Annotated in this window: 22 protein-coding genes, 1 pseudogene and 1 CRISPR repeat array; of the genes and pseudogenes, 6 read left to right on the top strand and 17 right to left on the bottom strand. The window is 54.0% G+C overall.

From position 1 onward, the window contains the following. Positions 1-5 precede the first annotated feature (5 nt). Together RWV98_RS00895 and spoVAC are read right to left on the bottom strand one after the other, a co-directional pair. Positions 6-946, bottom strand: a pseudogene (locus tag RWV98_RS00895) (stage V sporulation protein AD). 65 nt (positions 947-1,011) lie between these two features. Continuing rightward, a complete protein-coding gene (gene spoVAC / locus RWV98_RS00890) occupies positions 1,012-1,467 on the bottom strand; it encodes a stage V sporulation protein AC (protein WP_317863151.1) in 456 nt (151 codons plus the stop codon). Positions 1,468-1,620: 153 nt separating this feature from the next. Here spoVAC and RWV98_RS00885 point away from each other — a divergent pair, with 153 nt between their 5' ends. Continuing rightward, entirely contained in the window at positions 1,621-2,211 is a 591-nt protein-coding gene (locus RWV98_RS00885) for an ECF transporter S component (protein ID WP_317863149.1), read from the top strand. A gap of 205 nt (positions 2,212-2,416) precedes the next feature. Continuing rightward, positions 2,417-3,501: a CRISPR direct-repeat array (repeat unit 32 nt; unit sequence GTCGCTCCCCTCGCGGGAGCGTGGATTGAAAT). A gap of 244 nt (positions 3,502-3,745) precedes the next feature. On the opposite strand, the gene RWV98_RS00880 is transcribed toward RWV98_RS00885, so the two are convergent. The 4 genes from RWV98_RS00880 to proC all read right to left on the bottom strand — a co-directional run bounded on the left by RWV98_RS00880 (position 3,746) and on the right by proC (position 6,686). Further along, positions 3,746-4,345 carry a zinc dependent phospholipase C family protein gene (locus RWV98_RS00880; protein ID WP_317863148.1) on the bottom strand — a complete coding sequence of 200 codons (600 nt, stop codon included), beginning with the start codon at positions 4,343-4,345 and terminating at the stop codon, positions 3,746-3,748. Between the two features lie 167 nt (positions 4,346-4,512). Next, positions 4,513-5,385, bottom strand: coding sequence for a radical SAM protein (locus RWV98_RS00875; RefSeq protein ID WP_317863147.1), 873 nt, complete (start codon positions 5,383-5,385; stop codon positions 4,513-4,515). 75 nt (positions 5,386-5,460) lie between these two features. Beyond that, positions 5,461-5,775, bottom strand: a complete 315-nt coding sequence (locus RWV98_RS00870; protein ID WP_317863145.1) for a hypothetical protein — start codon at positions 5,773-5,775, stop codon at positions 5,461-5,463. 98 nt (positions 5,776-5,873) lie between these two features. Then, positions 5,874-6,686, bottom strand: coding sequence for a pyrroline-5-carboxylate reductase (gene proC / locus RWV98_RS00865; protein WP_317863144.1), 813 nt, complete (start codon positions 6,684-6,686; stop codon positions 5,874-5,876). Between the two features lie 361 nt (positions 6,687-7,047). Between proC and RWV98_RS00860 the strand changes: the two genes are divergently transcribed. The 4 genes from RWV98_RS00860 (at position 7,048) to RWV98_RS00845 (ending at position 11,721) form a co-directional block, all read left to right on the top strand. Continuing rightward, entirely contained in the window at positions 7,048-7,941 is an 894-nt protein-coding gene (locus RWV98_RS00860; RefSeq protein ID WP_317863142.1) for an FUSC family protein, read from the top strand. 54 nt (positions 7,942-7,995) lie between these two features. Then, entirely contained in the window at positions 7,996-9,363 is a 1,368-nt protein-coding gene (locus tag RWV98_RS00855) for a sodium-dependent transporter (protein WP_317863140.1), read from the top strand. A 136-nt stretch (positions 9,364-9,499) separates the two neighbouring features. Next, positions 9,500-9,880: a BlaI/MecI/CopY family transcriptional regulator gene (locus tag RWV98_RS00850; protein WP_317863138.1), complete on the top strand. Its 381-nt coding sequence runs from the start codon at positions 9,500-9,502 to the stop codon at positions 9,878-9,880. Continuing rightward, complete coding sequence (locus RWV98_RS00845; RefSeq protein ID WP_317863136.1) at positions 9,877-11,721, top strand: M56 family metallopeptidase; 1,845 nt, start codon at positions 9,877-9,879, stop codon at positions 11,719-11,721. Before RWV98_RS00850 ends, RWV98_RS00845 begins: the two co-directional genes overlap by 4 nt. Before the next feature lie 58 nt (positions 11,722-11,779). On the opposite strand, the gene RWV98_RS00840 is transcribed toward RWV98_RS00845, so the two are convergent. The 6 genes from RWV98_RS00840 to RWV98_RS00815 all read right to left on the bottom strand — a co-directional run bounded on the left by RWV98_RS00840 (position 11,780) and on the right by RWV98_RS00815 (position 17,474). Continuing rightward, complete coding sequence (locus RWV98_RS00840; protein ID WP_317863135.1) at positions 11,780-12,421, bottom strand: CatA-like O-acetyltransferase; 642 nt, start codon at positions 12,419-12,421, stop codon at positions 11,780-11,782. 132 nt (positions 12,422-12,553) lie between these two features. Continuing rightward, positions 12,554-12,802, bottom strand: a complete 249-nt coding sequence (locus RWV98_RS00835; RefSeq protein ID WP_317863133.1) for a hypothetical protein — start codon at positions 12,800-12,802, stop codon at positions 12,554-12,556. A 182-nt stretch (positions 12,803-12,984) separates the two neighbouring features. Then, positions 12,985-14,289, bottom strand: a complete 1,305-nt coding sequence (locus RWV98_RS00830) for a sensor histidine kinase (protein WP_317863131.1) — start codon at positions 14,287-14,289, stop codon at positions 12,985-12,987. A 20-nt stretch (positions 14,290-14,309) separates the two neighbouring features. Continuing rightward, positions 14,310-15,044, bottom strand: a complete 735-nt coding sequence (locus RWV98_RS00825) for a LytR/AlgR family response regulator transcription factor (protein ID WP_317863129.1) — start codon at positions 15,042-15,044, stop codon at positions 14,310-14,312. A 220-nt stretch (positions 15,045-15,264) separates the two neighbouring features. Continuing rightward, positions 15,265-15,579 (bottom strand): hypothetical protein, encoded by a 315-nt coding sequence (locus tag RWV98_RS00820; protein WP_317863128.1) that lies wholly within the window; start codon positions 15,577-15,579, stop codon positions 15,265-15,267. Further along, entirely contained in the window at positions 15,555-17,474 is a 1,920-nt protein-coding gene (locus tag RWV98_RS00815; protein ID WP_317863126.1) for a hypothetical protein, read from the bottom strand. Before RWV98_RS00815 ends, RWV98_RS00820 begins: the two co-directional genes overlap by 25 nt. A 521-nt stretch (positions 17,475-17,995) precedes the next feature. Between RWV98_RS00815 and RWV98_RS00810 the strand changes: the two genes are divergently transcribed. After that, complete coding sequence (locus tag RWV98_RS00810) at positions 17,996-19,450, top strand: GntR family transcriptional regulator (protein ID WP_317863124.1); 1,455 nt, start codon at positions 17,996-17,998, stop codon at positions 19,448-19,450. A gap of 751 nt (positions 19,451-20,201) precedes the next feature. Here RWV98_RS00810 and RWV98_RS00805 read toward each other — a convergent pair. From RWV98_RS00805 to RWV98_RS00785, 5 genes are all read right to left on the bottom strand, one after another. Further along, the gene (locus tag RWV98_RS00805) at positions 20,202-20,486 is read right to left on the bottom strand and encodes an ArsR/SmtB family transcription factor (RefSeq protein WP_317863123.1); all 285 of its coding nucleotides are present in this window, start codon (positions 20,484-20,486) and stop codon (positions 20,202-20,204) included. Further along, complete coding sequence (locus tag RWV98_RS00800) at positions 20,449-21,063, bottom strand: 4Fe-4S binding protein (RefSeq protein WP_317863121.1); 615 nt, start codon at positions 21,061-21,063, stop codon at positions 20,449-20,451. The genes RWV98_RS00805 and RWV98_RS00800 overlap by 38 nt, the downstream gene beginning before the upstream one ends. Next, positions 21,060-21,266 carry a 4Fe-4S dicluster domain-containing protein gene (locus tag RWV98_RS00795; protein ID WP_280963247.1) on the bottom strand — a complete coding sequence of 69 codons (207 nt, stop codon included), beginning with the start codon at positions 21,264-21,266 and terminating at the stop codon, positions 21,060-21,062. The genes RWV98_RS00800 and RWV98_RS00795 overlap by 4 nt, the downstream gene beginning before the upstream one ends. Positions 21,267-21,520: 254 nt before the next feature. Next, on the bottom strand, positions 21,521-22,825 hold the full coding sequence (locus RWV98_RS00790) for an ABC transporter substrate-binding protein (protein WP_317863118.1): 1,305 nt from the start codon (positions 22,823-22,825) through the stop codon (positions 21,521-21,523). Further along, a complete protein-coding gene (locus RWV98_RS00785) occupies positions 22,825-25,731 on the bottom strand; it encodes a response regulator (protein ID WP_317863116.1) in 2,907 nt (968 codons plus the stop codon). The genes RWV98_RS00790 and RWV98_RS00785 overlap by 1 nt, the downstream gene beginning before the upstream one ends. Positions 25,732-26,241 lie beyond the last annotated feature (510 nt).

The following is a 26,241-nucleotide window of genomic DNA, read 5'->3' as shown; positions in this document are numbered from 1 at the left end:
AGCGCCTATCCCCTTTCCAGCACGACCGCGTGGCATACGCCCGCGATGGTTTGGCCCTGCTGCACGGAAACGGGGCTCATCAGCGCGCCCGTACCCGCAAAGACCAGCCGTTTATACTTGCCCGCCTGCATATCACGCAGCAGCGGGCCGCACAGAACGCAGGCTGAACAACCGCAGCCCGAAGCGCCCGCGTGCGGGTCCTGATCGCTGCCATACAACAGGCTGCCGCAGTCCGAGTAGACGGGCGTTAGATCGATGCCGTCGTTTTCCCGGAACAGCGTTACGAGAATATCCGCGCCCACGTGGCCCAAATCGCCGGTCACGATCTGGTCAAAGTCGCGCGGCTCCGCGCCAAGCTCGGTCAGCAGCGTGGAAATCGTGTCGTAAGCCGAAGGGGCCATGGCCGCGCCCATGTTATTTGCGTCCTTTACGCCCAGATCAACCTGCCGGCCGAATAGGGCGTGCGTGATGCGCAGATCGCCTTTCCCGCCGCCGAGCACGGCCGCGCCCGCGGCTGTGGCCGTCCACTGGGCGGTCGGCGTACGCTGCCCGCCGTAGGCCAGCGGAAAACGGTATTGCCGCTCCGCCGAGCAAAAATGGGACGAAGCCGCCGCGAGCAGACGGTCGGCCGCGCCGCCCTCCACAAGACATGCGCCAAGCGCGAGGCCCTCGGCCATGGTTGAGCACGCGCCGTAAAGGCCCAAAAACGGCACGCCGCTTTCAGACGAAGCAAGGGCCGAGCTGATGCACTGGTTGAGCAGGTCGCCCGCGAGAATCAGATCCAGATCGCTCTTTTGCAGTCCGCTTTTTTGTACTGCCAAATCGATCGCGGTCTTTTGCAGCTTGCTTTCGGCCAGCTCCTGCGCCTCTTTTCGCCCATCAGGTCGTCATCCGACACCATGTCGAAAAATTCATGCAGCGGGCCCTGCCCTTCCTTTTCGCCCACGGCGGAAGCGTAGCCTAGCAGGGCGGGCTTGCTATCGAACGCGAGCGTGCGTTTGCCTATGCGTTTCACAGCGGGTTCCCTCCCATCAAGAACAAAATAACGCCGTACACCGCCGAAGCCGAAATACCGTAAACCAGTACCGGCCCCGCGATGGCGAACAGCTTGGCGCCAAGGCCCAACACAAGGCCTTCGCTTTTAAATTCCATGGCCGAGGAAACGATCGCGTTGGCAAAGCCCGTGATCGGCACGATCGTGCCCGCGCCCGCGTGCTTGGCGATCTTTTCATACAGGTGCAGGCAGGTCAGCAGGCCGCCGAGGAACACCATGGTCATAGCGGTTGCCGCCGCCGTATCCTCCACCGAAAGTCCGCGCTGCTTAAAAAATCCGCTTACCGCCTGCCCGATCGTGCAAATAATGCCGCCGATCAAAAAGGCTTTCAGACAATCCAGCCAAAGCGGCGAATTCGGGCTTTTCTTTTCGAGCAGCTTTTGATACTGCTGTTTATCCAGTTCCATGCGCATTTCTCCCCTTTTGCTTTTGGGGTATTTTGCGCAGAGAACTGCATCTTATCCATCTGGCATTATAACAATTTTCTAAACTGATACTTTTTAACGGGCCACTTCTGCGGTATGATAAACGCGAAACAAAAAGAAAACGCAGAAGGAGGGGTTTTCGTGAATACGAAAAACAAAAAAATTACGCTTTACGATATGGTGATGATCGGCCTGATGGCGGCTGTCGTGCTTGTGGTGACCGCTTATCTGTCCATCCGCATTCCGACGCCGACCGGCACGACCATGATCAAGCTTGCTAACGCGTTTATCCTGTTGTCCGGCCTGTTGCTGGGCGGCTGGCGCGGCGGACTGGCCGCGGGGTTCGGTTCGATGGTTTTCGACCTGATGACGCCGGAGTATGTGCCGGAGGCTTGGCTTACCTTTATCCGCTTTTTCCTGATGGCCTTTATCGCCGGGCAGATCGCCCATGCGGGCGGCGCCATGGCCCGCAAATTTTCCCGCAACCTGATCGCCTGTGTGGTCGCCGCGGTTTTTTCCAGCGTGTTTTACATGTTAAAAAACGTGGTGGTGCTGATGATTGGCGGCAGCGCGTTCGTGCCCGCCTTTATCGCGAACGTGCCGAAACTGCTGACCTCGCCCCCCAATATCATTATTGCGGTTGCCGTGGCGCTGGCGCTGCTGCCCGCCCTGCAAAAAGCGATCTCCCACACCGGCTTTGCCAGACAGATGCAGGCCGCGCAGAAGCAGTAAAGAAGCACAACAAGTTTTGTACCACGCTATTGCGGTGCGAAGTTGCAGTACCCATGAATTAGCGGCAGCGTTCGCACCCGTTTTGCATGCTGTGGCGGACAAATTCCTCGTGTCATAGTATCTTCAAAGCACTGTGCTTCTGCAAAATAGACCGCAAACCGTCTGACTATACAAAAAAGACCGATGGATTTTGTGCATAATTGCTGTCGCTCCCCTCGCGGGAGCGTGGATTGAAATGCCGTCTTTGTGGCGCCCCCGGGGGAACAGCCACGTCGCTCCCCTCGCGGGAGCGTGGATTGAAATCGCTGATAAACAGACAGAGATAATACTTGGCCGCGTCGCTCCCCTCGCGGGAGCGTGGATTGAAATGTCGCATGGATGGACATGAGGAGCCGCTGCATGTCGCTCCCCTCGCGGGAGCGTGGATTGAAATCGCCGCCCACACGGAACTATGGGACGCATGGGAACGTCGCTCCCCTCGCGGGAGCGTGGATTGAAATGTCCAAAAGTAAAATAGTCTGCGGTTTATCGACGTCGCTCCCCTCGCGGGAGCGTGGATTGAAATATTATTAACCTAATTTTGTCAATTCATCAGAATGTCGCTCCCCTCGCGGGAGCGTGGATTGAAATAGTTCTGTTGGCTTACTCGGTGGTTTCTGCCGGGAGTCGCTCCCCTCGCGGGAGCGTGGATTGAAATCCCGAACCCTGTATGCTCCAAGATCGTGAACGGAGGTCGCTCCCCTCGCGGGAGCGTGGATTGAAATTCGCAGGATTAAATTCCAACTTGATATTTACATGTCGCTCCCCTCGCGGGAGCGTGGATTGAAATTTCGATTTGTTTTTGCGTGTATCCTGCTTCGATTGTCGCTCCCCTCGCGGGAGCGTGGATTGAAATCAGTCAGGCCAACGACCACAAATGCAGTAAATAGGTCGCTCCCCTCGCGGGAGCGTGGATTGAAATCCGCCGCGATGGGTAGTGGAAAACAAAAAAGACGGTCGCTCCCCTCGCGGGAGCGTGGATTGAAATCCAAGTGTTTCTATGTCTGGTTGGGTTCTTCCGGGTCGCTCCCCTCGCGGGAGCGTGGATTGAAATCGTTTCCTTCCCCCGGCTCTGGCCGGACGTTAAAGTCGCTCCCCTCGCGGGAGCGTGGATTGAAATGTTACAGACGGAGGGGAAAACGTATGGAAAAGAGTCGCTCCCCTCACGGGAGCGTGGATTGAAATATAATGATCCATTCCCTTTTTCCCTGAATGCCCCGTCGCTCCCCTCGCGGGAGCGTGGATTGAAATCTTTCTTCTCCGGCCCGCGAATCTGACGGGACGGGTCGCTCCCTTGCGGGGGCGTGGATTGAAATACCGAGGACATGGCGGCTGGGCTGCCCGCGCTGGTGTCGCTCCCCTTGCGGAGGCGTGGATTGAAATATGGCGGGCGGTGGCGTTGCTCTGATTGGCATAGTATGACTCTCTTAATAAGGCGCACAGCAAAAACACCCGCCGCAGAAAATCTGCGGCGGGTGTTTTATAATACCTATTTTTAAGCGAGCGCGGCGGCCGAGGCTTCCTCCGGCACATACGCAATATTGATCACCGAAAGCACCAGCATGGCGGTGGCGCGGCAAACATGCATGATGTCGTCATCGATGCAGTGGCGGCGCTTCTGTTCGCGGTAGCTGCCGTGCATGCCCTCAATACGGGAGATCAGCGCGTCCACAGTCAAGGGCGGGATGATCGGCCCGGCCCAGCGTTCAAAGCGGGCTTCGGTCATGCGGCGGCGTATGACAAGCGCGATGCGCTTTTCATACACATAATGCGCCAGCAGGTTGCGGTCATATATATCGTCGTTATGCGGATAAGTAAAGAAGTCGGTCATAAAGTGGCAGATCTCACCGAGATCGACCGAAAGCTCGTGGCCGTTATCCGGCCCGATCGTGTAGCGCCCGGTGAACGCGCGAATCTTTTCCATCACTTCGTCAAACATGAGGGAGGGATAGTGGCGCTTGGTCAGGTAGGTGCCTGTCAGGTCGGGCTTCAGGTTGCCGTAGACAAAACCGCCGCGGTCAAAAGTCACGCCGCAAGTCTGTTCAACATAGTCGAGCAGCAGGTGCGCGACCCTTACGTGGGAAACGGAATCCATTAACAGTCCTCCAACCGGAATACTCGTGGCTATTCTTATCTCAAAATACGAAACCAGTATACCACAAAAAAGCGCGTCTGTCCCGTAAAATTTGAAACTTTCACAGAATTAACACCTAAGGGCGATAATTCTATTGTTTTTGCATAAAATTTTACACAAAATTTTATTTATCTTGCTCGGTACGCTTCGCTGCGGAAACCGATCTTCCCCTCAAGCGCCTGCCGCAGGCGGCCGCACATATCCTCGCGGTCGCGGTTGAGCGTGCCCGCAAGATTGACATAATTCGAGGCGTGATTGGCGCGGAACACACTGCCCTCGGCGTCGATATGCTCCAAAAGCGTAAGCGTTTCCTCCGCGATCTCTATGGGGTTCATCAGATAGAAGCGTCCTTCCTGCCAGTCGCGCATCAGCGGGGTGGGCAGTTCAAACAATAGGGTGAGCAGGCCGATGTATTCCGGCTTCATCCGGGAAAGCGCCTGCGCGGTTTGAACGGCGTGCTCTTCCGAAAGCTCCTTGGAGCCAAGGCCCGCGATGCAGGTGACGGATAGCTTCATGCCCGCTTGCTTGACCATAAGCCCCGCGCGGACGATCTCATCGGCGGTTTCGCCCTTATTGATACGGCGCAGCACCTCGTCCGAGCCGGATTCCAGACCCAGATAGATCATGTCCAGACCGAGCGAGTGCAGCAGATCAAGATCGGCCTGCTGCTTAACCAGAATGGACGCGGGCGAGCCATAGCTCGTCACGCGCTCGCATTCGGGGAAAAGCTCGCGGATATAGCGCAGGATCTCGGCCAGATGCGCGGGGCGGCACATGAGCGCGTCGCCGTCGGCCAAAAAGATGCGCTCGACGCGGCGGTACTGGCGGCGCGCGATATCAAAATCGTGCTTGACCTCCTCCAGCTTCCGCACGCGGAACTGCTTTTCCTTGTACATATCGCAAAATGTGCATTTATTGTGGCTGCACCCGATCGTGACCTGCACGATCAGGCTGTAAGCCTCGGACGGGGGCCGAAAAACGCGGCCTTCGTATTCGATCATAGCGTGTTGCTCCTTCCATTTGCAGAAAACAACAGGCGGAGAATGGCTTCTCCGCCCGCAGATATTTGGTTTGGATTATGCCTCTTCGTCCGTATCGTCCGCCGGTTCGGCGTCTTCCGCTTCCTCCGGCTCCTCTTCGGGCACGGATTCATCGAACGAGTCCTGATATTCTGCATCCGCCGCGGCGCATTCTTCGGCGCACGAGCAGGAATCGCATTCGGATTCGGCGCGCATCATTTCTTCCAGCTCATCCATCGCCTTCAGTTCGGCCTCGTGATAAACTTCTTCTTCGCGCTTTTTTTGTAATAAGATGGCCGCAGTGGTAGCGCCGGCCGCAACCGCTAGGCTCATCAGAAGCATACCTGTTTTAAATTTCGTCGATTTTTTCACGGTATCCACTTCCTCTCATGATTCTGGATACAATCACTTTACCACACAGGGCGTGCAAAGTCAATAAATCGATTGCAGGCGGCGCTGTATGATTCCGTTTATTTACCCAATTCATAGGCGCGGGCGATGCACTTATCGCTTGCTTCGGCAAGGATACCGGCAAGGCCGCGCGTTTCGATCACATTCATGGCTTCCAGCGTCGTACCGCCGGGCGAACAGACCGCGCGGATCAACTCGGCCGGGGATTTGCCGCCCGCAAGCAGCATTTTGGCCGAACCGATCATGGTTTGACAGACCAGCTCGAGCGCCTGCCGCTCGCCGATGCCGTGCTGCTCGGCGCTTTGCACCATAGCGTCCGCAAAGGCATAAACATAGGCCGGGAACGAGCCGTTATATGGAATGACTTCATTGAGCATTTGCTCGCCCGCAAACACGGCGGTAACGCCCATGGTGCCGAACAGCTGGACCGCGAAATCCAACTGACCATCCTTTGCCGCCGTGTTTTTCACCAATGCGGACGCGCCCTCGCCGATCATCAGCGGCGTATTGGGCATAATACGGATGATCGCGGTATCCGCGCCGAGCGCTTTTTCCATTTTTGCAAAGGTCATGCCCGCCGCGATGGACAGAAGCAGCGGCTTTTCCTCTGGCGTATTGGCGGCCAGCACCGGCAAAAGCTCGTCAAAGTTTTGCGGCTTGACGCCCAAAACGACGGTATCGCAGTTCTGGTACACCTCGGTATAGTCGCCGGTCACGGCGTAGCCCGCGGCGGCGTTTTTCGCCCGTTTTTCCTCGCTGCGGTTAAACAGAAGCACCTGCTGGGGCGTAAAAAAGCCCGCGCGCACCGCGCCCTCTGTGATCGCCATTCCCATATTGCCCGCGCCGATGACGCCGAATTTATATTGCTTCATTATTAACGCTCCTTAGTTATATAGCTGTTTATTGCTATTATACCACAGCGACAGGCAATTCCAAAGAGTCAAAACGCACCTAAGCGCCGCTGATGGTATAATTATATCTATAGGCGTATAATAGTCGTCTTGGGACAGGAAGCGAAAACCTTCCCCACCGTCTTGTTTTACAGGGTGGCAAAGCTGAAAATTTATTTTTGGGTTGTAGAATTGGCCCGTCCATGGTATAATAGCCGCGAAACGGCTATTATACCGCCTATTAAATCATTATACCATCAGCGGCGCGTAGCGGGTGCTATAGCTTTATTTGCGCATGCCGCTGTGGTATAATAGCGATATTATTTGTGGAGGCGTATACCATATGAGCAAGCTGCTGCCGCACGTCGGTTTGCGGACTGTCAAAACGGCGGCCGCGGTTGCGACTGCGTTGCTGCTTGCCGATCTGCGCGGCAGCCCGGCGCCGATATTCGCCGCGATCGGCGCTATCGTTGCGATGAACCGCACACTTGGGGACGCTGTCCAGTCCTGCCTGACCCAGCTGGCAGGCATTTTTTTCGGCGCGGGCTTCGGCTGGCTGTTCGTCACGCTGCTGCCCGGTTACCGGTATGTGGGCATTGCGGTAGGCATTGTCGCGCTGATCCTTCTGTGCGTGCGGCTACAGCTGCAATTTGCCGTGCCGCTCGCGTGCATCGTGTTCGTTTCGATCTGCCTATCACCGGCGGACGGCGCGTTTCTGTATGGCGTAAACCGCTTATTCGACACGTCGATCGGTCTGGGCACGGCGCTTATCATCAATATCGCGGTAAAGCCCTACAACAACCGGCGGCAGATCGCCCAGCTTTTCATGCATTATTTGCAAACGCTGCCCGATTACATCGGCGCGCGCGTGGCAAGAGGCGGCTACCCCGATCTTTCCTCGCTGCAGGCGCAGCTTGGCCGCATCGGGGACGAGCTTGCGATCTATGAAAAGCAAAACCTGTTCCGCCACGCGGACCACGACCGGCAGGCCGTTTATCTGCGCGGCTGCGAGCAGCTCGCCGGGACCATGCTGCAGGAGCTCACCGCGCTTTGCGCGATGGATGAATCCGGCCGCATCGGGTGGGAAAACGCGGCGCGGCTGCAAACATTAGGGGTGGAAGCCACGCCCCTGCCGGAAGGCGCGACGCCCTGTCAGGCGGATATCGTGGCGGACTATCATCTTTCCAATCTGCTGGACGCATACGGCTATCTGCGCGATTTTAACCTGATGGAATGAACCCGCCGGGGGTAAGGCGGAACAAAGAGAAATGAGAAGGAGTTTTCAAGCAACATGGAGAAAAAGAGAAGTAGTTTTTCCAGCCGCATCGGCTTTGTGCTGGCCGCGGCGGGCTCGGCGGTGGGGCTGGGCAATATCTGGCGTTTTCCCTATCTGGCGGCCAAGTACGGCGGCGGCATTTTCCTGCTGGTATACCTGATCCTCGCCGTTACCTTCGGCTTTGCGCTGATGATCACGGAGATTGCGATTGGCCGCCGCACCGGGTTGAGCTGCATCGGCGCGTACAAGGCGCTTGATAAGCGTTTTTCCTTCCTCGGCTGGCTGGCCGCTCTGGTGCCTGTCATCATCACGCCGTACTACTGTGTCATCGGCGGCTGGGTGGCGAAATATTTCTTTGAATATGTATCCGGCGGCGGCGCCGCGCTTGCGGGCGATTCTTATTTCGGCAATTTTATCGGCTTTGTAGGCAGCGGCCTGTTAGCCACGCCGCTGTTCTGGTTCCTTCTGTACGTGCTGCTCACCGCCGTGGTCGTACTGTTGGGCGTGGAAAAGGGCATTGAAAAAGTATCCAAATTTCTTATGCCGGTTTTGGTGCTTCTGTCCATTGTCGTAGCGGCCTTCTCCTTGACCATGCCGGGCGCGATGGAGGGCTTAAAGTTCTACCTGCTGCCTGATTTTTCGGACTTTTCCTTTACCACCGTGCTGGCCGCCATGGGGCAGATGTTCTACTCCATGTCGCTCGCCATGGGCATTATGATCACCTACGGTTCCTACACGCAGCAGGGCAATTTGGAGCGTTCGGTTGGCCAGATCGAGATTTTCGATACCGCGATCGCTTTTATCGCGGGTCTGATGATCGTACCCGCCGTCGTCGCCTTCAACGGCGGCGATCCCTCCGGAATCAACGCGGGCCCCGGTTTGATGTTCGGCACGCTGCCCAAGGTGTTCGAGCGCATGTGGATGGGCCGCGTGGTGGGCTGCGCGTTCTTCCTGCTGGTGCTGTTCGCGGCGCTCACCTCGTCCATTTCGTTGATGGAGACCGTGGTCTCCATCGTGCGGGATAAGCTGCACTGGGGCCGCCGCGCCGCGACCATGCTGGTCACCGCGGTCATTCTGGTTCTGGGCGTGCCTTCCTGCCTAGGCTATGGCCCGCTCGCCTCGGTACAAATCCTCGGCATGGCGTTCCTTGATTTCTTCGATTTCATCTCCAACTCGGTGCTCATGCCGATCGTCGCCTTCCTCACCTGTATTTTGGTGGGCCATGTGGCCGGTACCAAGATTGTTTCGGAGGAAGTCGAGCATACCTTCGTCTTCCACCGCAAGCGCCTGTTCGAGGTCATGATCCGCTGGATCGCCCCGATCATGATCGTCTGCATCCTCGCGGGCGAATTGCTTCGCGTGACCGGTTTCATTTCGATCTAACTGAATGGAAAAGCGCCGCATAGTCGTGTGAACGAGTATGCGGCGCTTTTTTGTGGGATACACTATTGACACTTTGATTGCAAGGTGCTATCTTGAATATAGATTGCACCTTGCAATCTTATGAGAGGGGAACCACATGGTCCAACAAGTATCAGACTTTGAATTGGAGTTAATGAAAACCATTTGGGCAAACGGCGGCACAGCCCTTTATGCAGAAATCGTCGAGGAATTAGAGAAGAAAGATATGTCTGCCACAAAGAATACAATCATTTCTCTGCTTTTACGATTGATCGATAAGAAATTTTTACAAACAAATAAGATCGGCCGCCGCAATAAATATACCGCCCTTGTGTCCGAAGCGGCGTATCAGGCAGCGCAAACGGAAAACTTCCTTAAAAAAATATACGAAGGTGACGCAAAAGAACTAATATCCACGCTTATACAAAAAGACTTGATTTCCGCCAGTGAGTATGAGGACTTGAAGATACATTGGAAAGGCGGCGGCAAAGCCGAATGAACGAAATACTAAAAACGATTTTGTCGCTATCGCTTTCTGGAACTCTGCTGATCCTCATTTTATTCCTTTGTAAGTTTTTCGTAAAAGACAGGTTGAGCAAAAGATGGCAGTATTATATTTGGTTGGTCATCGTTGCTCGCTTACTGCTCCCCTTTACGCCTAACACAAGTCTTACAGGCGCGCTGTTTCAAGGGTTTGACCGTGCGTCGGTCGAGATAAGCGCAAGTTCCCAGCCGGATCCGGACATTCCCCAATTATCTGAGACTGCGTTTTTCAATAACGGCGAGCATACAGCGTCTGAAAGCCATCCGCTGCATGGCATGTTTGATAAGGCGGTGCAAAATATTGGAGGCATTTGTTTGCTGATCTGGTTGATTACCGCAATCGGTTTATTGATTCGAAAAATAACCGTCTATCAAAGCTTTGTAAAATACCTTAAGGCCGGGCAAACGGAAGTTTCGGATATCCCGCTTTGGGAGCGTGTAGGGAAACTCGCTGAACAAACCGGTATTAAGGGTGCCGTGGGGCTTTACACCAACAGCCTTATTTCATCCCCGCTGCTGATAGGCTTTTTTCGCCCCCGCATCATACTGCCGACTACCGAACTGACGGATTCGGATTTTACCTATACCATCTTGCATGAACTGACGCATTACAAACGGCATGATATGTTTTATAAATGGTTGATACAGATTACGATCTGCCTGCATTGGTTTAATCCCATCGTTTATCTCATGGGTCGGGAAATCAATAAGGCTTGTGAGCTATCCTGTGATGAAGCAATGATACGACCGCTGGACCTACAAGAACGGCGGGCCTATGGCGATACTCTGCTAAACGCGGTAAATTCAGGGGGCGGTTATAAAAATTCTATCGCCTCTGTAACGCTAAGCGAAAGCACTGCGTTGTTAAAAGAAAGGTTGGATGCAATTATGCACTTTGACAAACCATCAAAAGCAACAGCGGCCGTAACTTATATGTTGTCGCTGCTAGTGCTGTGCAGTTTTTCTTTTATTGGGGCGTATGCAGCCGATTTTAAAGCCCCCGCAGACACTCGTCTTCAAAGTATGCAATCTGCCACAACCATTTTAACTGATGCGCACGATATTACTTCTATTGAAGTCCTCGCCACAGTTGGACATTTAAACGTTGTATACGGAGAAACACCGCAAATCCAAATAGGTGCCGAGCTTATCGGCCACGCTTCCTTTTCCTATGAAAACGGAGCACTGCTTTATCATGATGATCTTAAAAACAAGCACCTTTCATTGGATGAGACGAATGAGCAAGCGTATAAAATCGTGATCACGGTTCCTCACAAGTTTGTAGTACGCGACCTTATTGCTGATGTGGGCATTGGCACGATCGATCTGAAAAACATTAGTGCCGGACACGCTACGCTGAACGGTACTGATACAATAAACCTTGATGGATTCCATAGTGATACGCTAAACCTAAAGGGCACTTTAGCCGACATCAGCGCCATGGACATCTCTATATCTAAAGAACTTCGCTTATCCTTATACGGAAGCCGCGCCGCTGTGTCTGGCGCTATTCTGGGCAATGTGCTGATAGAGAGCGCCGGAATAAGCAACACAAATATAACGTTTCTGCATGCGGACCGAAAAGACTATTATATGAAAAGCTCGTGGCAACCAGATTCCCAGCAAAGGGAACCGGGAAACATGCTTCTCAAAACGGAACGCGTCGGTATTCTGATCGATGGCAAAAAGTATAGTATGGAATATGCCGACCCTGTTGCGGGAGCGCCTAATCAAGTGACTGTCATTTCTCGCGAGCTTATGCCGATGGACAATATCGCAATAAATTTTACAACCTAAAAAAGAGGGGAAGGAAGCAGCAATCGCTTCCTTCCCCTCTTTTTTAAGCCGTATATCACTATACATCGTTGAAAAGCAGCTTTCCCGTCTCTTCCAGCTGCTGAAAAAAGCGGCTGATGTGCAGGCCGTCGTTGACGGCATGCGAAAACTCCCCGGCGACCGGCAGCAGAATGCGTTCCCCTTCACGCCGAAACCTGCCGAACAGCGTGAAGGGCGTAAAATCCTCTTTGGGGCTGCCGCCAAAGCTAAAGGCCGTAAAGCTCAGTTCCGGCGTAATTGAGATACCGCAGATATTCTCCGGCAGCTTGGGGTCGCAAAGCAGCCTGCCGCTGGTTTCCGCCTGTGCGTAGTCCCCTGTGAACGCCTCATAAAACGCCGCAAAATCGGCGGTGTACGCGGTACATTTCATGGAGAACAGCGCGTTGTCGTCCAGCCGCGGCACGGTATAGTACGGGTACACCACATCCCATAGACCAATGTTCCCTTGCGCGTCACGGGCATAGCGGAACGCCTGATCCTGATTGATCACCCTTGCCGCGCAGTAGACCAGCGCGGGGTACAACCGCAGGCCGCGCCGCTTGATTTGTCCATATAGCGCCGTGATATCCACATCGGCCGTGATATAGATCGCTGTTTCTTGAAAGTATTTCAGGTATTCCTTGCGCTCCCAGCGTTCATAGTCGATAGGCGTAAAAAACATGCGCGCGGTCTCCCTTCTTTCGCCGTCCATCATGCCACTATTTTAGCACAGCCGGCACGGGAAGTCGAGACAGACCCTTTTTATTTCCCCGTTGCTAGTAAGACAAAAACGGTCATCGTTCGGTTCCTCCTGTTACGTTTCATTTTTGGTAAAACCAAATTTGATGTCCACCCGGTTTTCCATGCAGCGGCAGATACTGCTGCGCATATGGAGCTCTGTGGATTTGCGGAAATCCGCGTATTTGCAGTACCAGCACTCGCGCACATTGGCCAGCGGACCACCCGATCCGACCCAGTGCGGGCAGCCGTAATCCTCGGTCACGATGGGGTAGCCCTCGTCCGTCACGCCGATCACCCCGCCGTGGGCTGTTTTCTCGTCCATAGACGCGCGTCCCTCCTTTTTTGTATTGGTAAGGCTATGGCCCCTATTTCATCCTTTATTTTCACTTCTACCATACCACCCCGTCCGCCGTTCCCGCCCGCAAGAGGACGATCGACGGCTTTCCGGGGACAAATGACAACGCGCCCGCGCACGGGACGATCCCGTGCGTAGGTGCGAAATGCTTAGTTTTTCAGGGCAAGAACCACCTTAAGGATGAATTCCCCTTCGCTTCTGGACACGCTGCAATAGCCGTGATATTGGTGCGCGACGCGGCCGATTCCCGCAAGGCCCAAGCCATGGCCCGGCTCCCCCTTCCGGCTGAGCAGCCGCCCATCCGCTTCCTTTACCACGCCGTCGTAGCTGTTTTTGATCTCCAGCGTCAGATTCCGTCCCGCATACCGGGCGAACAGCGCGATATAGCGCGCCTGCCCCGGCCGCTGCCGCGCGCAGGCGTCCAGCGCGTTTTGCAGCGCATTGCCGAGCACCGTGCAAAGATCGACCGGGGAGCACGAGAGATCCACCGGGATCTGCGCGTCGCAGCGAAAGTCGATTCCCTCGCGCCGGGCTTGCCCGCCGTAAAACCCAAGCAGGATATTGGCCGTGTAATTGGCGCAATACAGCACATTTTTCGTATCCGGCGTTTGCTCGATCAGCGCGGCCAGATAGTCGCGCAGCAAGGCATAATCGCCGTTTCGCGCATAGCCGTCCAGCACGCGCATATGATGGCGGATATCGTGCTGCATCTGGCGGACCTCCTGTATGTGCCGGGTCAACGTTGTATAATACTGCTCGGATTGGCGCATTTGGGTGGTCAGCTCCTGCACCTGCGCATGGGCCAGCGCGTTTTCCTTGATCGTCATCATGGTAAAAAAGGATAAATAATAACCGCAGGCCAGCAATACCACATACAGAATCAGCCGCAGATAGTCGCCCGGCGGCAGCGTGTCGCGCACCCGCCATGCGTCGAACCAAAGCAGCATCAGCACATAACCGACCAGCGCAAAAATGGTAAGGCTGTTCAAATGCGGGCCGAACTGGCGCAGCCGTTCGACCATCGGATCGCGCAAAAAGCGAAAAAACAGATACACATAGGCGGCGGTGAGCACAAAATACAGCGCCACAAAGGCCGCGCGCGGGTTGAACACCGGAAAAAAGCCGTAAACCAGCAGCACGGTGTAGCGCGCCGTCACCGCGGTGAGATACATCGAGGTGTCCACAAAGAAATAGGTAAAAAAGCTCTGCCTTACCGGCACATCAAACAGGTAAAGATAGACGAACACCGCCAAAAACCCGGTAAACTGCCCGGAACAGTTGCCTATGACCGGACGCAGCAGCTCGCCCAACACAATGATGAGCAGCGTGCAGGCCGTCCAAGCGCAGACCGTTTGCCACCGGCCCCGCTTGGAGCGGTAGAAAATATGCGCCATGCCAATGGAAAAACAGATCATGGCAAGCCCCACTATGGAAGCAGCGGCAACGCCCAACATAGTAAGGGGCCCCCTTTCATTCAAATGCGCGTCAGCTCGGCTTGCGCCAGCAGGTATTCAAAGTAGTCCGCGCGTATGGTTTTGGCCCCGCGCTGACGAATGGGGATGCGGGCCCCGGAGAGCATCAGAAAATCGTCCTCCACGGTGCGCACCCGGTCCATATTGACGATATAGCTCTGGTGGCAGCGGAGAAAGCCGTGACCTTCCAGCTCCCGCTCCACATCGCTGAGTTTGGCGTAGACCCGGTGCTCCTCGCCGTTATCCAGATGGACCAACAGCACGTTGCGCCGGCTTTCTATGTACTCGATCTCCCGGTAAGCAATGCGGCGGCCCTTGCCGCCCTCCCGCAGCAGCAGGGTCTTTTGGCGTCCGTCGAACTCCTCTCGCAGAAAGCGGGCCAGAAGCGCCGCCGCTTTATCCCCATTCAGCGGCTTGATCAGGTAGCTGTAAGCGCACACATCATAGCTTTCCAGCGCATAATCGGGCGTGGTGGTCAAAAAAACGATGGGCACGCGCGGCGCGAAGCGGCGCACGCCGCGTGCGGCCTCCATGCCCAGCATGCCGTCCATATAGATATCCAGAAAGATCAGGTCAAAGCTGACCAGCCCGTCCTCATAATCATCCACCAAAGTTTCGCCCCGAGCGTATTCCGTTAAGATATATTCGTAGGGGTGGGCGGCAAAATAAGCGCGCAAAAAGCGGGATAGCAGCTCCCGCTCCGACGGTTGATCGTCGCAGATCGCAATGCGCAGCATTTCCACCCCTCCTTTCCCCATCTTATCCTATCACGGATCAAAATCGCCCGCGTTTTCGGGGGACATTCGACGGCTTTTTCAGGAGATTTGATCGTTTGGGTGTCACCATTATAGCAAGTCATGCGCAGGAAAGCGGCCGTTTTGCACCAACGTATCATATACGGTACGAACACCGCGCGGCGGACAAAAAAGCGCCCCTCTCCCAAAGGAGAGAGGCGCTTTAGGCTGTCAAAAAACTATTTTTGACAGCCTGTCGATCGAAACAAAGCTCCATTTCGATCGAGAATTCCGGCTGCGGCGCGAGGGGGTCTTTGACACGCTGAAGGGCGCGTTGCAAAATAAAAGAATGTTCCAAATTCTTGTCATTCTGAGGAGCGAAGCGACGCAGAATCTCGCGCGAACGCGCGGCTTCCACGTTCATTCCGCGCGTTCGCGCGAGATTCTTCACTTCGTTCAGAATGACATACGGAATTTCTTTTGTTTTGCAACGCGCCCTTGGAATCGTTTGTTTTACTTTTTGCGGCGGCGGAACCATGCCGCGCCGCCTAGGATCACCGCGCTGGTGGCAAGCGTGGCCGTGGCGAAGCCGGGCACACGGGCGGGCGGCGCTTCCTCCGCTTCCGATGCGGGCGCGGCCGCGACCTGCGGCGTGAGCGCCGCTCCTGTTGGCTCCATGTGCGCCTCGTGCTCCGCGCGGTTCTCCGGCGCGGACTCGTCGGCAGGCATCGGAGCGGGCGCGGCGGCGGCGAAAATCGCCCGCCCCATCGAAGAGACTGCCTCCGGTATGGGAATCGTTTGCACGGACGGTTTTGCCGGTTCTTCGGGTTGGAGCGCCGCCGCGGGCAAAGGCGATTCCTTTTCGCCGGCGGCAGGCGGCTCGCCAGCCGAATCAGTCTTCGGCGCGGGTTCCGGTACCGGTTCGGGCGCTGGAGCAGGCGTTTTTTCGGTCTCTGTTTTGCCGTAGCGGTCGTGCGCGCCCTGCCCGCCGCCGCCATGGTCGCCGCCATTATCGGTCCCATCGGATTCTTCCCCGCTGCCCACCTTTACGATATTGGTGGCCCCGGCATAGGCCGTGCCCTCGATGACCAGACGGGTATCAAAGGCTTTGTCAATCTCCAGCCGGACCGTGAAGGGCGGCTGTCCCACATCAAACAGATATCCTTCCAGCAGGTTTTCGCTGTATGCGGGGGGCTCCGCGGCAGGCCCCGTGGTCGCCACCTTGCCCCGGAACCACGCGCCGCCTTCGGTACGGAACTCCGCACAGATCGCCGTCGCGCCGGTCAGGTCGGGCAAATGATCGTAAGCAACCATGTAAACGCCGTTGCCCAGCGGTTTTACGCTGACCTTTAGCTCCTCATACGGAACAGGCTCCAGCACGCGGACCGCTACCTCCGCCCGGATGTTTCGCGCATTGACGATATGGTTCGCCGCCAATACGTCGCCGTCAAAATCGCCATAGACCGTATAAGCGCCCTTGGTCAGCGGATCGGGCAACGCCGACAAATCCCAGTGAATGGGCACGTCCGCGACCGAGCCATAGGAATCTTCCATATCATAAAGCACCTCGGTCGCCGCCGCGAGCGACAGGCTGCCGGGGCGAACGCCGGACAAGCACTCGATCTCTTTCACCAGCTCCGTCCACGGGTCGGCATAGTAGCCGGATACAATGTATTCTTTTTGCGGCTCGGGCGGACCGGGCCCCGCGTCCTCCGCCGGGTACACGGTCGACAGCTCGTCCACCGTCAAGACGCAATTCCCGGCCGAAAACAGGATGGCCGGCGCATCGGCCTCGCCTTCCAAGCGGATGTTGCAGTCATACAGATCCACATCGTTGCCGCAATAGACCGCGGCGTCCCCGCCGCGCACGGTCAAATCCACCTGACGCAGCCGGAGCGGCGCATTCCATATAGCGCCGCAGAGAATACCGGCGCGGACGCCGCCCCCTGCCGGTACGCCGTCATACGTCGCATCGATGTAAAACTGTTCCCTCTCGCCGGTGAGAAGATGCGTGCCGTCGCTCATCAGCAGAATGGCGGGACAATTCACCGTTTGTATGGTACCGGCGCGCAGATTCAGGCAGCCGCCGCTGATGATAAACGGCCCCATCGAATGGTTCTCTGCATAAACGGTAAGGTTTGGATTGTTAAGTGTCAACGTGGCATCCCCCGCCGCCACAAAGCTGTACGGCTCCGTCGCAATGATCCGCACGGCGGTATCGGTCGGCCCAAGCTCATACACGCCGCCGGACAGCTTTACATTGCCCATTAAATACAGATCGTGCGTTTCGGAATCCGCGCTGCCCGCCGTTTGATACAGCGCGTAAAAGTCCTCCCAATCCATGACCTTCGGCGGACCCCAAGCCGCCGCCCGAACCGACAGCAAGCCGGCCAGACAAAAAAACAGAAGAAAGGCACGTTCCAATCGCTTCATAAACGGCCCTTCCTCTCTTTTGGTTTTTTATTATCTTATCACAAACCGCGCCGCTCCTTCAACGGTAAAACGGCCCTGTAAAAACGTGCCTGTTGCGATCCAATGTCCTTTAGTTAAGGGAAACGCATAGGAAAAACAAGGGCGTCGCGCCCAATGTCATTAAGATAAGCTTTACCCGATTGTCATTCTGAGGAACAGAGTGGCGAGACCGTAGTCCTCTATCCTCATTTCGCCGCCGGGCGGCGATCGAATGAGAGCGAATCTCGCGCGTTCGCGCGAGATCCTTCGCTTCGCTCAGGATGACAAACTTATAAAAATTCCTTAACTAAATGACATTGCGCGCATGGGGCAGGTCTTTGCCAAAAGCCAAATATGCTCACGTCCATACTTATTTATCAGCATAGCAAACAACCGGAAGAATGGCAACAAATAGCGTAAAATGTAGAAGATTTGAAAGTTAAGTGATATAATAGGAACAGCTTTTATTGCAGTACAGACACAGCGAGGGGGAGGTACCGGCAATGGATCATACGACGGAGCTGCAGCAAGCGGTCTACAATGTTTTGTTGACGCAGATACAATTTGGAACATATCAGTTTAAGGAAAATCTACCCGCGATGGATGTCGCAAGCAAGCAATTTCTTGTTTCACTCGACACCGTGCGCGCCGCCTATCGCCGACTCAAGCAGGAGGGGTATATTTCGCTTTCCAAAAATGTAGGCGCGATCGTGCAGGTGAAATATCAGGAACCGCAAACGATAGCGCATATACGCTCCTATTTCGCGCCGCGACGCAGCGCGCTGATCGATCTGAGCGAATCCATGGTGCCGCTTTTCGGCGGCGCGCAGCGCATCGGCCTTAAGCACGCGCACCCGGAAATACTCGATGATATGGAGCAGCTTGCTGCAACGGACGCTCCCGCGCCCACCGCCATGCTGCATCATTTAAAGCAGCAGTACGCCCCGCTGGGAAACGGGCTGCTCATGCGTCTGGTATGGCAGATCTACATGTTTTATCAGGCGCCCTTTTTCAGCTTGCCGGCGGAGATGCGGCGACTTCAAGGTTCCACCGAATATGTGCCCCAAGTGGTGCGTTACTGCCGCCGGCAGGACTGGGCGGCTCTTCATGATATCACAAGCCGCTTTCAAGATGCGCTTTCCTCCGCCCTATGCTGTTTTCTCAGGGAGGATATCCCCGCCCAGTCGTCTGGCGAGGAGATCGCGTTTTGCTGGAGCTCCTATCGGAAGCCGTCGCAGCTTCGCTATTCGCTTGCCATGGAGCTATTGATCGAAATTAACAATGGCCTCTATCCCGCCGGAACGCTGCTGCCCACCTTGGAGCAGTTAGCCAAGATCAAGAACGTTTCCATCAGCACGGTGCGCCGGGCGTTGGCTTTGCTCAGCAGCATCGGCGCAATCCATGCGACGCCGAAAATTGGCACAAGGATCGTGCCGTTTGATCAGGTCAGCCAAAACTGCGATTTTTCGCTTCCCACATTGCAGCAGCGTCTTTTAGACACCATACAAGGCCTGCAATTTTTAGCGTTGTCCTGCAAGGATGTCTCCCGCGTGACGCTCGCTTCACTGACTCCTTCTGAAATGCAGCAGTGGAAGAAGCGTCTATGCGAAATATCCCAGCAGCAGCGGTACGACGTCACTTCCTATAGCATCATCAAGCTGATCACAAAGTTTTCCCCCTATCAAACCATACGGCAGGTATACACGGAGCTGCTGCGTCAATTTTTCTGGGCGCACGCGTTCCGCAACATGTACGACCAGCCGGAATCCATTCGTAATGTATACAAACCCTCTATGGAATGCTTCATCGAATGTCTGGATCAGCAGGATATCGCGCGGTTCTCCTCCCGGCTGGAAACGCTCATGCTCCACGAACTCCGTTCGGGCGTGGCGTACCTGCTTCAATTAGGCGTGGCGGGGGCAAAGGATATTCTCATTCCCGACGAGCACGACGATTGACCGCGCCGCGCTGATTTTATTTGACAAAAAGGCAGGCCGGTTTCTGGACGATCGCCCAAGAAACCGGCCTGTGGTGTTCATTCAATATCACGTTCCAACAAAAGCTGATGAAGCAGCAATTACATGTGCCCGCAAATCAGGCTATTGACAAAATAATAAAGAAGAGGCTGTCCTATTTAAAATAAGACAGCATCCTCTTATCCATTGGCAATTTGCTATTTCAATCCACAGGTTTATCCTGACAGCTACATTATAGCAAAATCAATCTTGAATTGAAAGATAGAAAATGCTATAATATAAATTCAAAAGAGCAGCCGCCTATCGGGTGGGATGCCTATATAGAAATTCCACCCTACTGCTTTCCAGAGGTAAAGGGTGGTTTTTCTATATCACTAGTGGCAAATTAAATAGATAAATGTCAGCAATGCTAAAATAAACATGCCGAAGGCCATCATATCTTTAAAATTAAAATATCTTATGTCTAATCACCTCTATTTGTTTTGATGTCAAAGATGATTCCCACTCTATAGTACGTCTGCCCTTTTCTATAGAATACCTGATGTCTTACTATTTGTCAATATCAATTTCTTCTATATGCAATTTGCTGAGCGTCTCTTCTTCCAAAGACAACTTGCTGAGTTTAAAAAGCGTATGGTTATATAGACTACACCATGCTAAATACATCATGACAGTCTATTCCTTTCTGCCTTACTCCTAGGCATATCCATATACCATATGGCAAATATTCTATTTATCCCGAACAATAATGCTCCTTGATTAGGGTAATCAAGGCCACCACACGTTGATCCTGTATTCTGTACAGAACGTTCATGCCCTGTTTTTCCGAATCCAGAATGCCTGCTGCGCGCAGTTGGGCCAAATGCTGCGACAGCGCTGAGGCTGTGATATGCGGCGTAAACTTATGGATCTCGCCCACGGTAAGCGGCCCCTTCATCAGCGCGCACAGAATGAGCAACCGGTGTTCGTTTGCCAGTGTTTTAAGTAATTCCGCGATCTTCTTGGCCTGCTCCTCCACAACTGCCGCATCCTTTCTTTTGTTTTATTTTACAAATTCCCTGCGTCATCGTTCCCATGGGGCAATACACGCACCAAGAACGCGGCCGGAACAGCACCATGGTCACAAGCCCCAGCACCGTTGAGGTCATCATAACGCCGAAAAAGCCAAAGGCGAACTGCGCCATCCACGGCGCTACCATGCCGACCTCGGCCCACTGCCACGGCAGCTTGAATACCCACAAAAGCGTAACCGCCTCCCGCAGCGGCGCGCCGGTGAAAACCTTATAGGTGCTGAAAAGCATCAGGCCGAACATGGTCATAAAGAAAGCCAGAAAGCCGTACCGGAACCATTTGCTGCGCAAAAAACGGGGCGGCGGCGCGTTCCGCGACAGCTTTAATTTTCCGCCCAGCAACCCCAGCAACTGACCGCGGCCGCAAAACCGGTTACAATATGCTTTGTTGCCGCCAATGATGGCGATCAGCAGCGGAACGGCGAAAAATATAACGCCCAGCCACGCGAAAAGAATATTGCACAGGCCCAGCACCCAATATAATAGCTCTGCGATCCATAAAAACTCGTACCAACGCTTTTTCATTCCGCTGCCCTCCGCTCCACGACTGTTATGACGGCAGCGGGACAAATCTTGGCGCATTTACCGCAGCCGACACACTTTTCTCCGTCAATTTGAGCGATCACGCCCGATGCAATGCGGATAGCGCCCATCGGACAAGCCCCCACGCAGCTTCCGCACGCCACACAATCCCCGCCAACGCGGGCAATCTTCAATGCTCTGCCCATACTACCTCCGAATAATTAAGTAATTAAGATATTTCTAATATACTGTATTCGCAGGGACTTGTCAATATGCAAAAAAAGCAAAGGGGCTGTAAAATAAGTTCTTACAAATGTATAGAGAACTGTTGCAAAGCGAAGAATCTCGCGCGAACGCGCGAAATTTACGCTGGGAACGCGCGTTCGCGCGAGATTCTTCACTTCGTTCAGAATGACATTTGGATTTTGCAACAGTTTTTTTACAGCCCCTTTTTGCCTATTTAATGTTCCCCATACAGGGAAACCTCTTGCTTCTGTCTGGCGTCATATTCTGCTGTTACTTCCGCAACGCTTGCGCCCTGACAGAGCCGCTGGCTCAGCTCCCGCACCGTATTCCAGACATTGAAGTGTAAGCGAAAATCCTGATTGGGTATCTGACCGCCCTGCGACACACATGCGATGATCGACTTGGACTGGGTGATATTCGGCGCCGTGGCATTTTGGGAGGAAGATATCTTTCCCAGATGTTCCGCAAAGGAATCGAGGGTTGCCGTTTCTCCTAGCGCTTCCACGATCGCTATGGCCGCGTCCAAATGTTCGGAGCCCGGATTAATCGCCAATCTTTGATCCGCGCCCACCACGCAAATGGAGCCGTTTTCCAATATAGGCAGGGGCGTCATCTCAATTTCAAACGGGTAATCTTCAAAGGTCTGTCCGCGATAGATGGCGCAGATAAACGCGCAGTTTTCTTCTTGAAAGAACGCCTTTTCTTCCTTGCTGGACGGCAACGTGCCGAGCGCGGCTTCCGGGTCCATATAGCCATTGTCGATCAGCATCTGAAGGAACGAGAAACCCTTTTCCATATATTCACTGATCGATACCGTACCATCGGACAGCAATGCAAGCGTTTGCTCCGTGTTTTCGCCTTGGTAAATATCATAGAGGCCCGCGCACATGACGGGAACCGTCAGCGAAAAGTCTTTATTGGCGCCGTAGGGCAACACGCCGTTTTCCTTTAATGTCTCACAAACATGCAAAAACTCAGCTAGGTTTTCCGGCACCTCCAACCCGTATTTTTTGAGCATATCCACATTCCATACAAAGCCAAAGCAGGTATAGGTCAGCGGAACAGAAAACACCTTTCCGTTATATGTGCTCTGTATCAATGCATCCTGCGATAGGTTGGCCGTACAGTTCAGATTGGACATATCATAAATATATCCTTTCTCATCAAACTCCAACACATCTTCCGCAGGGATCAAATACAGATCATCAGCGGTTCCCGAAGCCAACCGTTTTAGCAGCAGCTCGCGGTATGACAAGCCTTCGTCCGCGTAAAAACTGGCGGAATCACTGTACACCACGATGTTGGTGCTCTTATCTTGATTGAGCACGTTTTTGCAGCACGCTTCTATCGCTTTGGAAACGGTTTGATTCTGCGTAAAAATCTTTATCGGCGTTTCCGGGATGCTTTCATCCAGATATAATTCCGGGGCAGACTGCCCATTGCCGCAGCCGGTTCCCAGCAGCAGCAACGCCAGAAGCGCGCCGAGCAGCACGCCGCCTTTTAAAAAACTTCGCCCCATCACATCCCCGCCTTTTCCTGATCGTTATTTAAAAACCGACGGAGTGTGGCGTATAGCTTATCGATCTCCAATGGTTTTCCGATATGCGCGTTCATGCCCGCGTCTTTGCATTTGCGGATATCTTCCTTAAATACATCCGCGGTCATGGCGATCACCGGGATCGTAGCGGCATCCGGCCTGCCGGAGCCTCTGATCGCCCGCGTCGCTTCCAATCCATCCATTTCCGGCATATGGACGTCCATCAGGATCAGCTGGTAATGCCCCGGACTGCTGTTTAAGTAGCGATCCAATGCTTGTTGGCCGTTCCTAGCACTGTCTACCAACGCGCCGCTGCTTTCCAGAAGCTCTATAATGATCTCGCGGTTCAGTTCGTTATCTTCCGCCGCCAGAATTCTAACGCCTTCTAGGCTCAAGCTTTGTTCCGTTCCCAGCGCTTCTGTTTTGCTTTTTTCGCCCCGGATGTAATATCTCAGCTTCTCCAAAAGGCCGGATTTGAAGATCGGTTTCGTCAGAAAACCGTTAATGCCCGCGCGGACCGCCTCATCCTTCACGCTTTCCCAATCATATGCGGACAGCAGGAGGATCGGCACTTCGCTGCCCAGCCGCTTTCTGATCTGTCTCGCCGTTTCCAGCCCGTCCATTTCAGGCATTTTCCAGTCCAGAATGACAACGTAGTAATCATCCTTCCTCACATGGGCGTTCCAGAGCTGTTCCACCGCCTCCGGTCCATTTGTAACCCAGTTTGCGCGAATGCCCGTTTCCTGCAAGATCAGGCTAATGCTTTCACACGCGTCCTGATCATCATCTACGATCAGCGCCGTATAACCGGCTAGGTCCGGGTATTCCCGCGCCTGCTGCGCCGGCAATTTCAGCGGGATATCCACGGTAAAGCACGATCCCTCGTATTCCCGGCTTTGTACACGGATGTCTCCGCCCATCATGTCCACAATGCTCTTTGTAATGGCAAGCCCCAGCCCCGTGCCGGTGATCTGGCTCATGCGGCTGTCCTCCGCCCGTTCAAAGGGCTTGAATATCCGTTTTAGGAACGCGGGGCTCATACCGATACCGTTGTCTTCTACCACAAAGCTCATCCGTATTGTTTCCGCGTCCACCGGCGTTTCTGTGATCTGCAAACTGATGTCGCCGCCCGCTTGCGTATATTTTGCCGCGTTGGACAGCAGATTGAGCAATATTTTCTGCAAATGCAGCCCGTCGCTGATTACGGTGTCATGCTCTAATATCTGTGATTTCATCAAAAGGCTCTGGTTCTTTTTATCCATATCCGGTTTCAGGAAGGAAAGAAGATTGGCGATCAGACTAGGCAGGTGCACGGTTTCTTCCTTCAGACTGATCCGTCCGCTTTCGATTCGGGACATATCCAGCACTTCGTTGATCAGCTCCAGCAAATGCCCCGAAGCGCCCGTGATCTTGTTCAGGCAGGATTCGACCTTTTCGCGGTCGTCCAGATTGTTAAGCGCTATGTTCGTCATGCCGACAATGCCGTTCATCGGCGTTCTGATATCGTGAGACATCGATGAGAAGAAAGCCGACCGAGCGCGGTTGCTGTTCTGTGCCTGCGTCAGGGCGTCCGCCAGTTGCTCACGCATGTTATGTTCCTCGGTCGTTTCATGGAACACCGCGAGATATTGGCCGTAATCCGCAGGAATCAGATGCACCGCGATCCAGCGCTTCACTTCGTTCGGGCCGACCCCCACCATCGATTCTCTGGTGGTCTGTTCTTTCAGCGTTCCGTTGAAAAAGCTGCTTCTGTCGGCGTCCCCTTGCGGCAATCCGCTGGCGTCAAATATCCGCTCCGGCTTTTCCTGTGCTTGCTCCGGGGTGATGCCCAGCAGGCCCGATAGATTGTCCGAAACCAGCTCTACCTTATGTCCCGCCGGGGTATAAAGGAGAAACGCGAAATCGATATTCGCAGAAAGGTTTCCAAACAGTTTTTCCCGATACTCTTTTTGCCGCACATCCGCCTTCATCGATTGCCTTCCCGCAAACAGCGTGGCGACGGAGAGCCCGCCAAGCAGCAACAGCGCAAACATCGTGCAAAGCATGATAATGATCGGCTTTGCCTCTTGCTGCAGAACCGCGCGGGGGACGACGGTGATCAAGTAGCAGCCCTGCGGCGATTCCACAGGAAGAAAGCCCAGCAGAGATGGCTGCGCCTCATTGGTCACGACAAGCGTTCCGCTCTTTCCTTCCTGAATCACGCGGCGAAGCGTATCCTGTATGGCCGCGCCGTTTTTCTGCTTTGCCAGATAGCTGTAAACATCCGTTTCCGACGCGGTCCCCCGTGATTTGATAATAAAATCCCCATTGCCGTCCACCACATAAGCGGAGCCCGCCCCGTTATGGAAGGTAAACAGCGTAGGCAGGTTATAATCATCAATAATCCGGTCCGCGTATACCGCGCCTATCTGTTTGCCCTCTCTGAAAACGGGCGACTGATACGTGATATGAATCCGTCCGCTGGCGCCATGATAGGGCGCCGACATGCCGTCCGTCCCCTTGGAAAGCGCGATTTCGTCAAACGGAAGATCCGAGGCATAAACGGCGTTGCCTTCGCTGTCCACGCCCTCGCCTTCCATATCAATATAAGCAAACCGGAAAAAGTCTGTGGAATCCGCATACTCCCGCAGGGTCTCCTCAATCACGCCATTCTCTTCCAGCGCCAGCAGCTCGGTCAGCGCGGATAATAGCTCCCGATCAAGCGTGATCTTATTGTTCAGCCCCTCGCTGATGACCCGGCTGGATGTCAAAAGGTTCTGATTGGCGCTTTGGTTCATTCTGCCGATGATCTGCAAAAGAAAAAAGCTGGATATGGACAAAGCGATCACAAAAATCCCCGCTGATACCGCAAGTATCGCGCCCGATTTCTTTTTCTCCTTTGCTTTCACTTTCACACCTCCATGCACATTTCTTTATCGCTAAAATAGGCCGCCGCCGCATGTTTTCTTTATTTTTCTGTGAAATCAATCCATTGCGGCACGATTACTTTGAAAATGATAAGCCGGTTTGATAGCCCCCTTGAAACGCTGTAATCATATTATACCAGACACATTCTAACATGGAAAGCATTAATCTTTCGTATTTTGATCACATACCTATTTATTCCCCCCAAAAAGACAGCCCTGTTTGTGTCGAAAAACAAACAGGGCTGCCTTTTTAGGAAGCAATCAAAAGTGATTGCCGATCTCCTAGCGAGCGATATTTACGCCTTCCATCATTTCAATCGGTGTGGGGAATGTTTTGTATGATACCGCATCCTTTTAATTGTTCAGAAAAATGTTCGCGCCACCAGCTCAATGGCCTTGCCATATTTCGAGTTTTTGTCAAAACCCTGTACCTGCGGCGATACGTTACCATATGCAACCCCGCTTTAATATGTTGTGTGACTTTGCCACAAT

The sequence above is a fragment of the Agathobaculum sp. NTUH-O15-33 genome, assembly GCF_033193315.1.
GTDB classification, from domain to species: Bacteria; Bacillota; Clostridia; order Oscillospirales; family Butyricicoccaceae; genus Agathobaculum; species Agathobaculum faecihominis_A.
Note: the sequence above shows the minus strand (reverse complement) of the source record. Positions and strands in the feature narration are given on the sequence as shown.

Excerpts from the sequence above, each read along its gene's own strand:
- RWV98_RS00855 (WP_317863140.1), top strand. The coding sequence starts at position 7,996 with ATGGAGAAAAAGAGAAGTAGTTTTTCCAGCCGCATCGGCTTTGTGCTG.
- RWV98_RS00790 (WP_317863118.1), bottom strand. The coding sequence starts at position 22,825 with ATGGGGCGAAGTTTTTTAAAAGGCGGCGTGCTGCTCGGCGCGCTTCTG.
- RWV98_RS00820 (WP_317863128.1), bottom strand. The coding sequence starts at position 15,579 with ATGGTTCCGCCGCCGCAAAAAGTAAAACAAACGATTCCAAGGGCGCGT.
- RWV98_RS00860 (WP_317863142.1), top strand. The coding sequence starts at position 7,048 with ATGAGCAAGCTGCTGCCGCACGTCGGTTTGCGGACTGTCAAAACGGCG.
- RWV98_RS00815 (WP_317863126.1), bottom strand. The coding sequence starts at position 17,474 with ATGAAGCGATTGGAACGTGCCTTTCTTCTGTTTTTTTGTCTGGCCGGC.
- RWV98_RS00840 (WP_317863135.1), bottom strand. The coding sequence starts at position 12,421 with ATGTTTTTTACGCCTATCGACTATGAACGCTGGGAGCGCAAGGAATAC.
- RWV98_RS00850 (WP_317863138.1), top strand. The coding sequence starts at position 9,500 with ATGGTCCAACAAGTATCAGACTTTGAATTGGAGTTAATGAAAACCATT.
- RWV98_RS00845 (WP_317863136.1), top strand. The coding sequence starts at position 9,877 with ATGAACGAAATACTAAAAACGATTTTGTCGCTATCGCTTTCTGGAACT.
- RWV98_RS00795 (WP_280963247.1), bottom strand. The coding sequence starts at position 21,266 with ATGGGCAGAGCATTGAAGATTGCCCGCGTTGGCGGGGATTGTGTGGCG.
- proC (WP_317863144.1), bottom strand. The coding sequence starts at position 6,686 with ATGAAGCAATATAAATTCGGCGTCATCGGCGCGGGCAATATGGGAATG.
- spoVAC (WP_317863151.1), bottom strand. The coding sequence starts at position 1,467 with ATGCGCATGGAACTGGATAAACAGCAGTATCAAAAGCTGCTCGAAAAG.
- RWV98_RS00800 (WP_317863121.1), bottom strand. The coding sequence starts at position 21,063 with ATGAAAAAGCGTTGGTACGAGTTTTTATGGATCGCAGAGCTATTATAT.
- RWV98_RS00825 (WP_317863129.1), bottom strand. The coding sequence starts at position 15,044 with ATGCTGCGCATTGCGATCTGCGACGATCAACCGTCGGAGCGGGAGCTG.
- RWV98_RS00835 (WP_317863133.1), bottom strand. The coding sequence starts at position 12,802 with ATGGACGAGAAAACAGCCCACGGCGGGGTGATCGGCGTGACGGACGAG.
- RWV98_RS00810 (WP_317863124.1), top strand. The coding sequence starts at position 17,996 with ATGGATCATACGACGGAGCTGCAGCAAGCGGTCTACAATGTTTTGTTG.
- RWV98_RS00880 (WP_317863148.1), bottom strand. The coding sequence starts at position 4,345 with ATGGATTCCGTTTCCCACGTAAGGGTCGCGCACCTGCTGCTCGACTAT.
- RWV98_RS00875 (WP_317863147.1), bottom strand. The coding sequence starts at position 5,385 with ATGATCGAATACGAAGGCCGCGTTTTTCGGCCCCCGTCCGAGGCTTAC.
- RWV98_RS00830 (WP_317863131.1), bottom strand. The coding sequence starts at position 14,289 with ATGTTGGGCGTTGCCGCTGCTTCCATAGTGGGGCTTGCCATGATCTGT.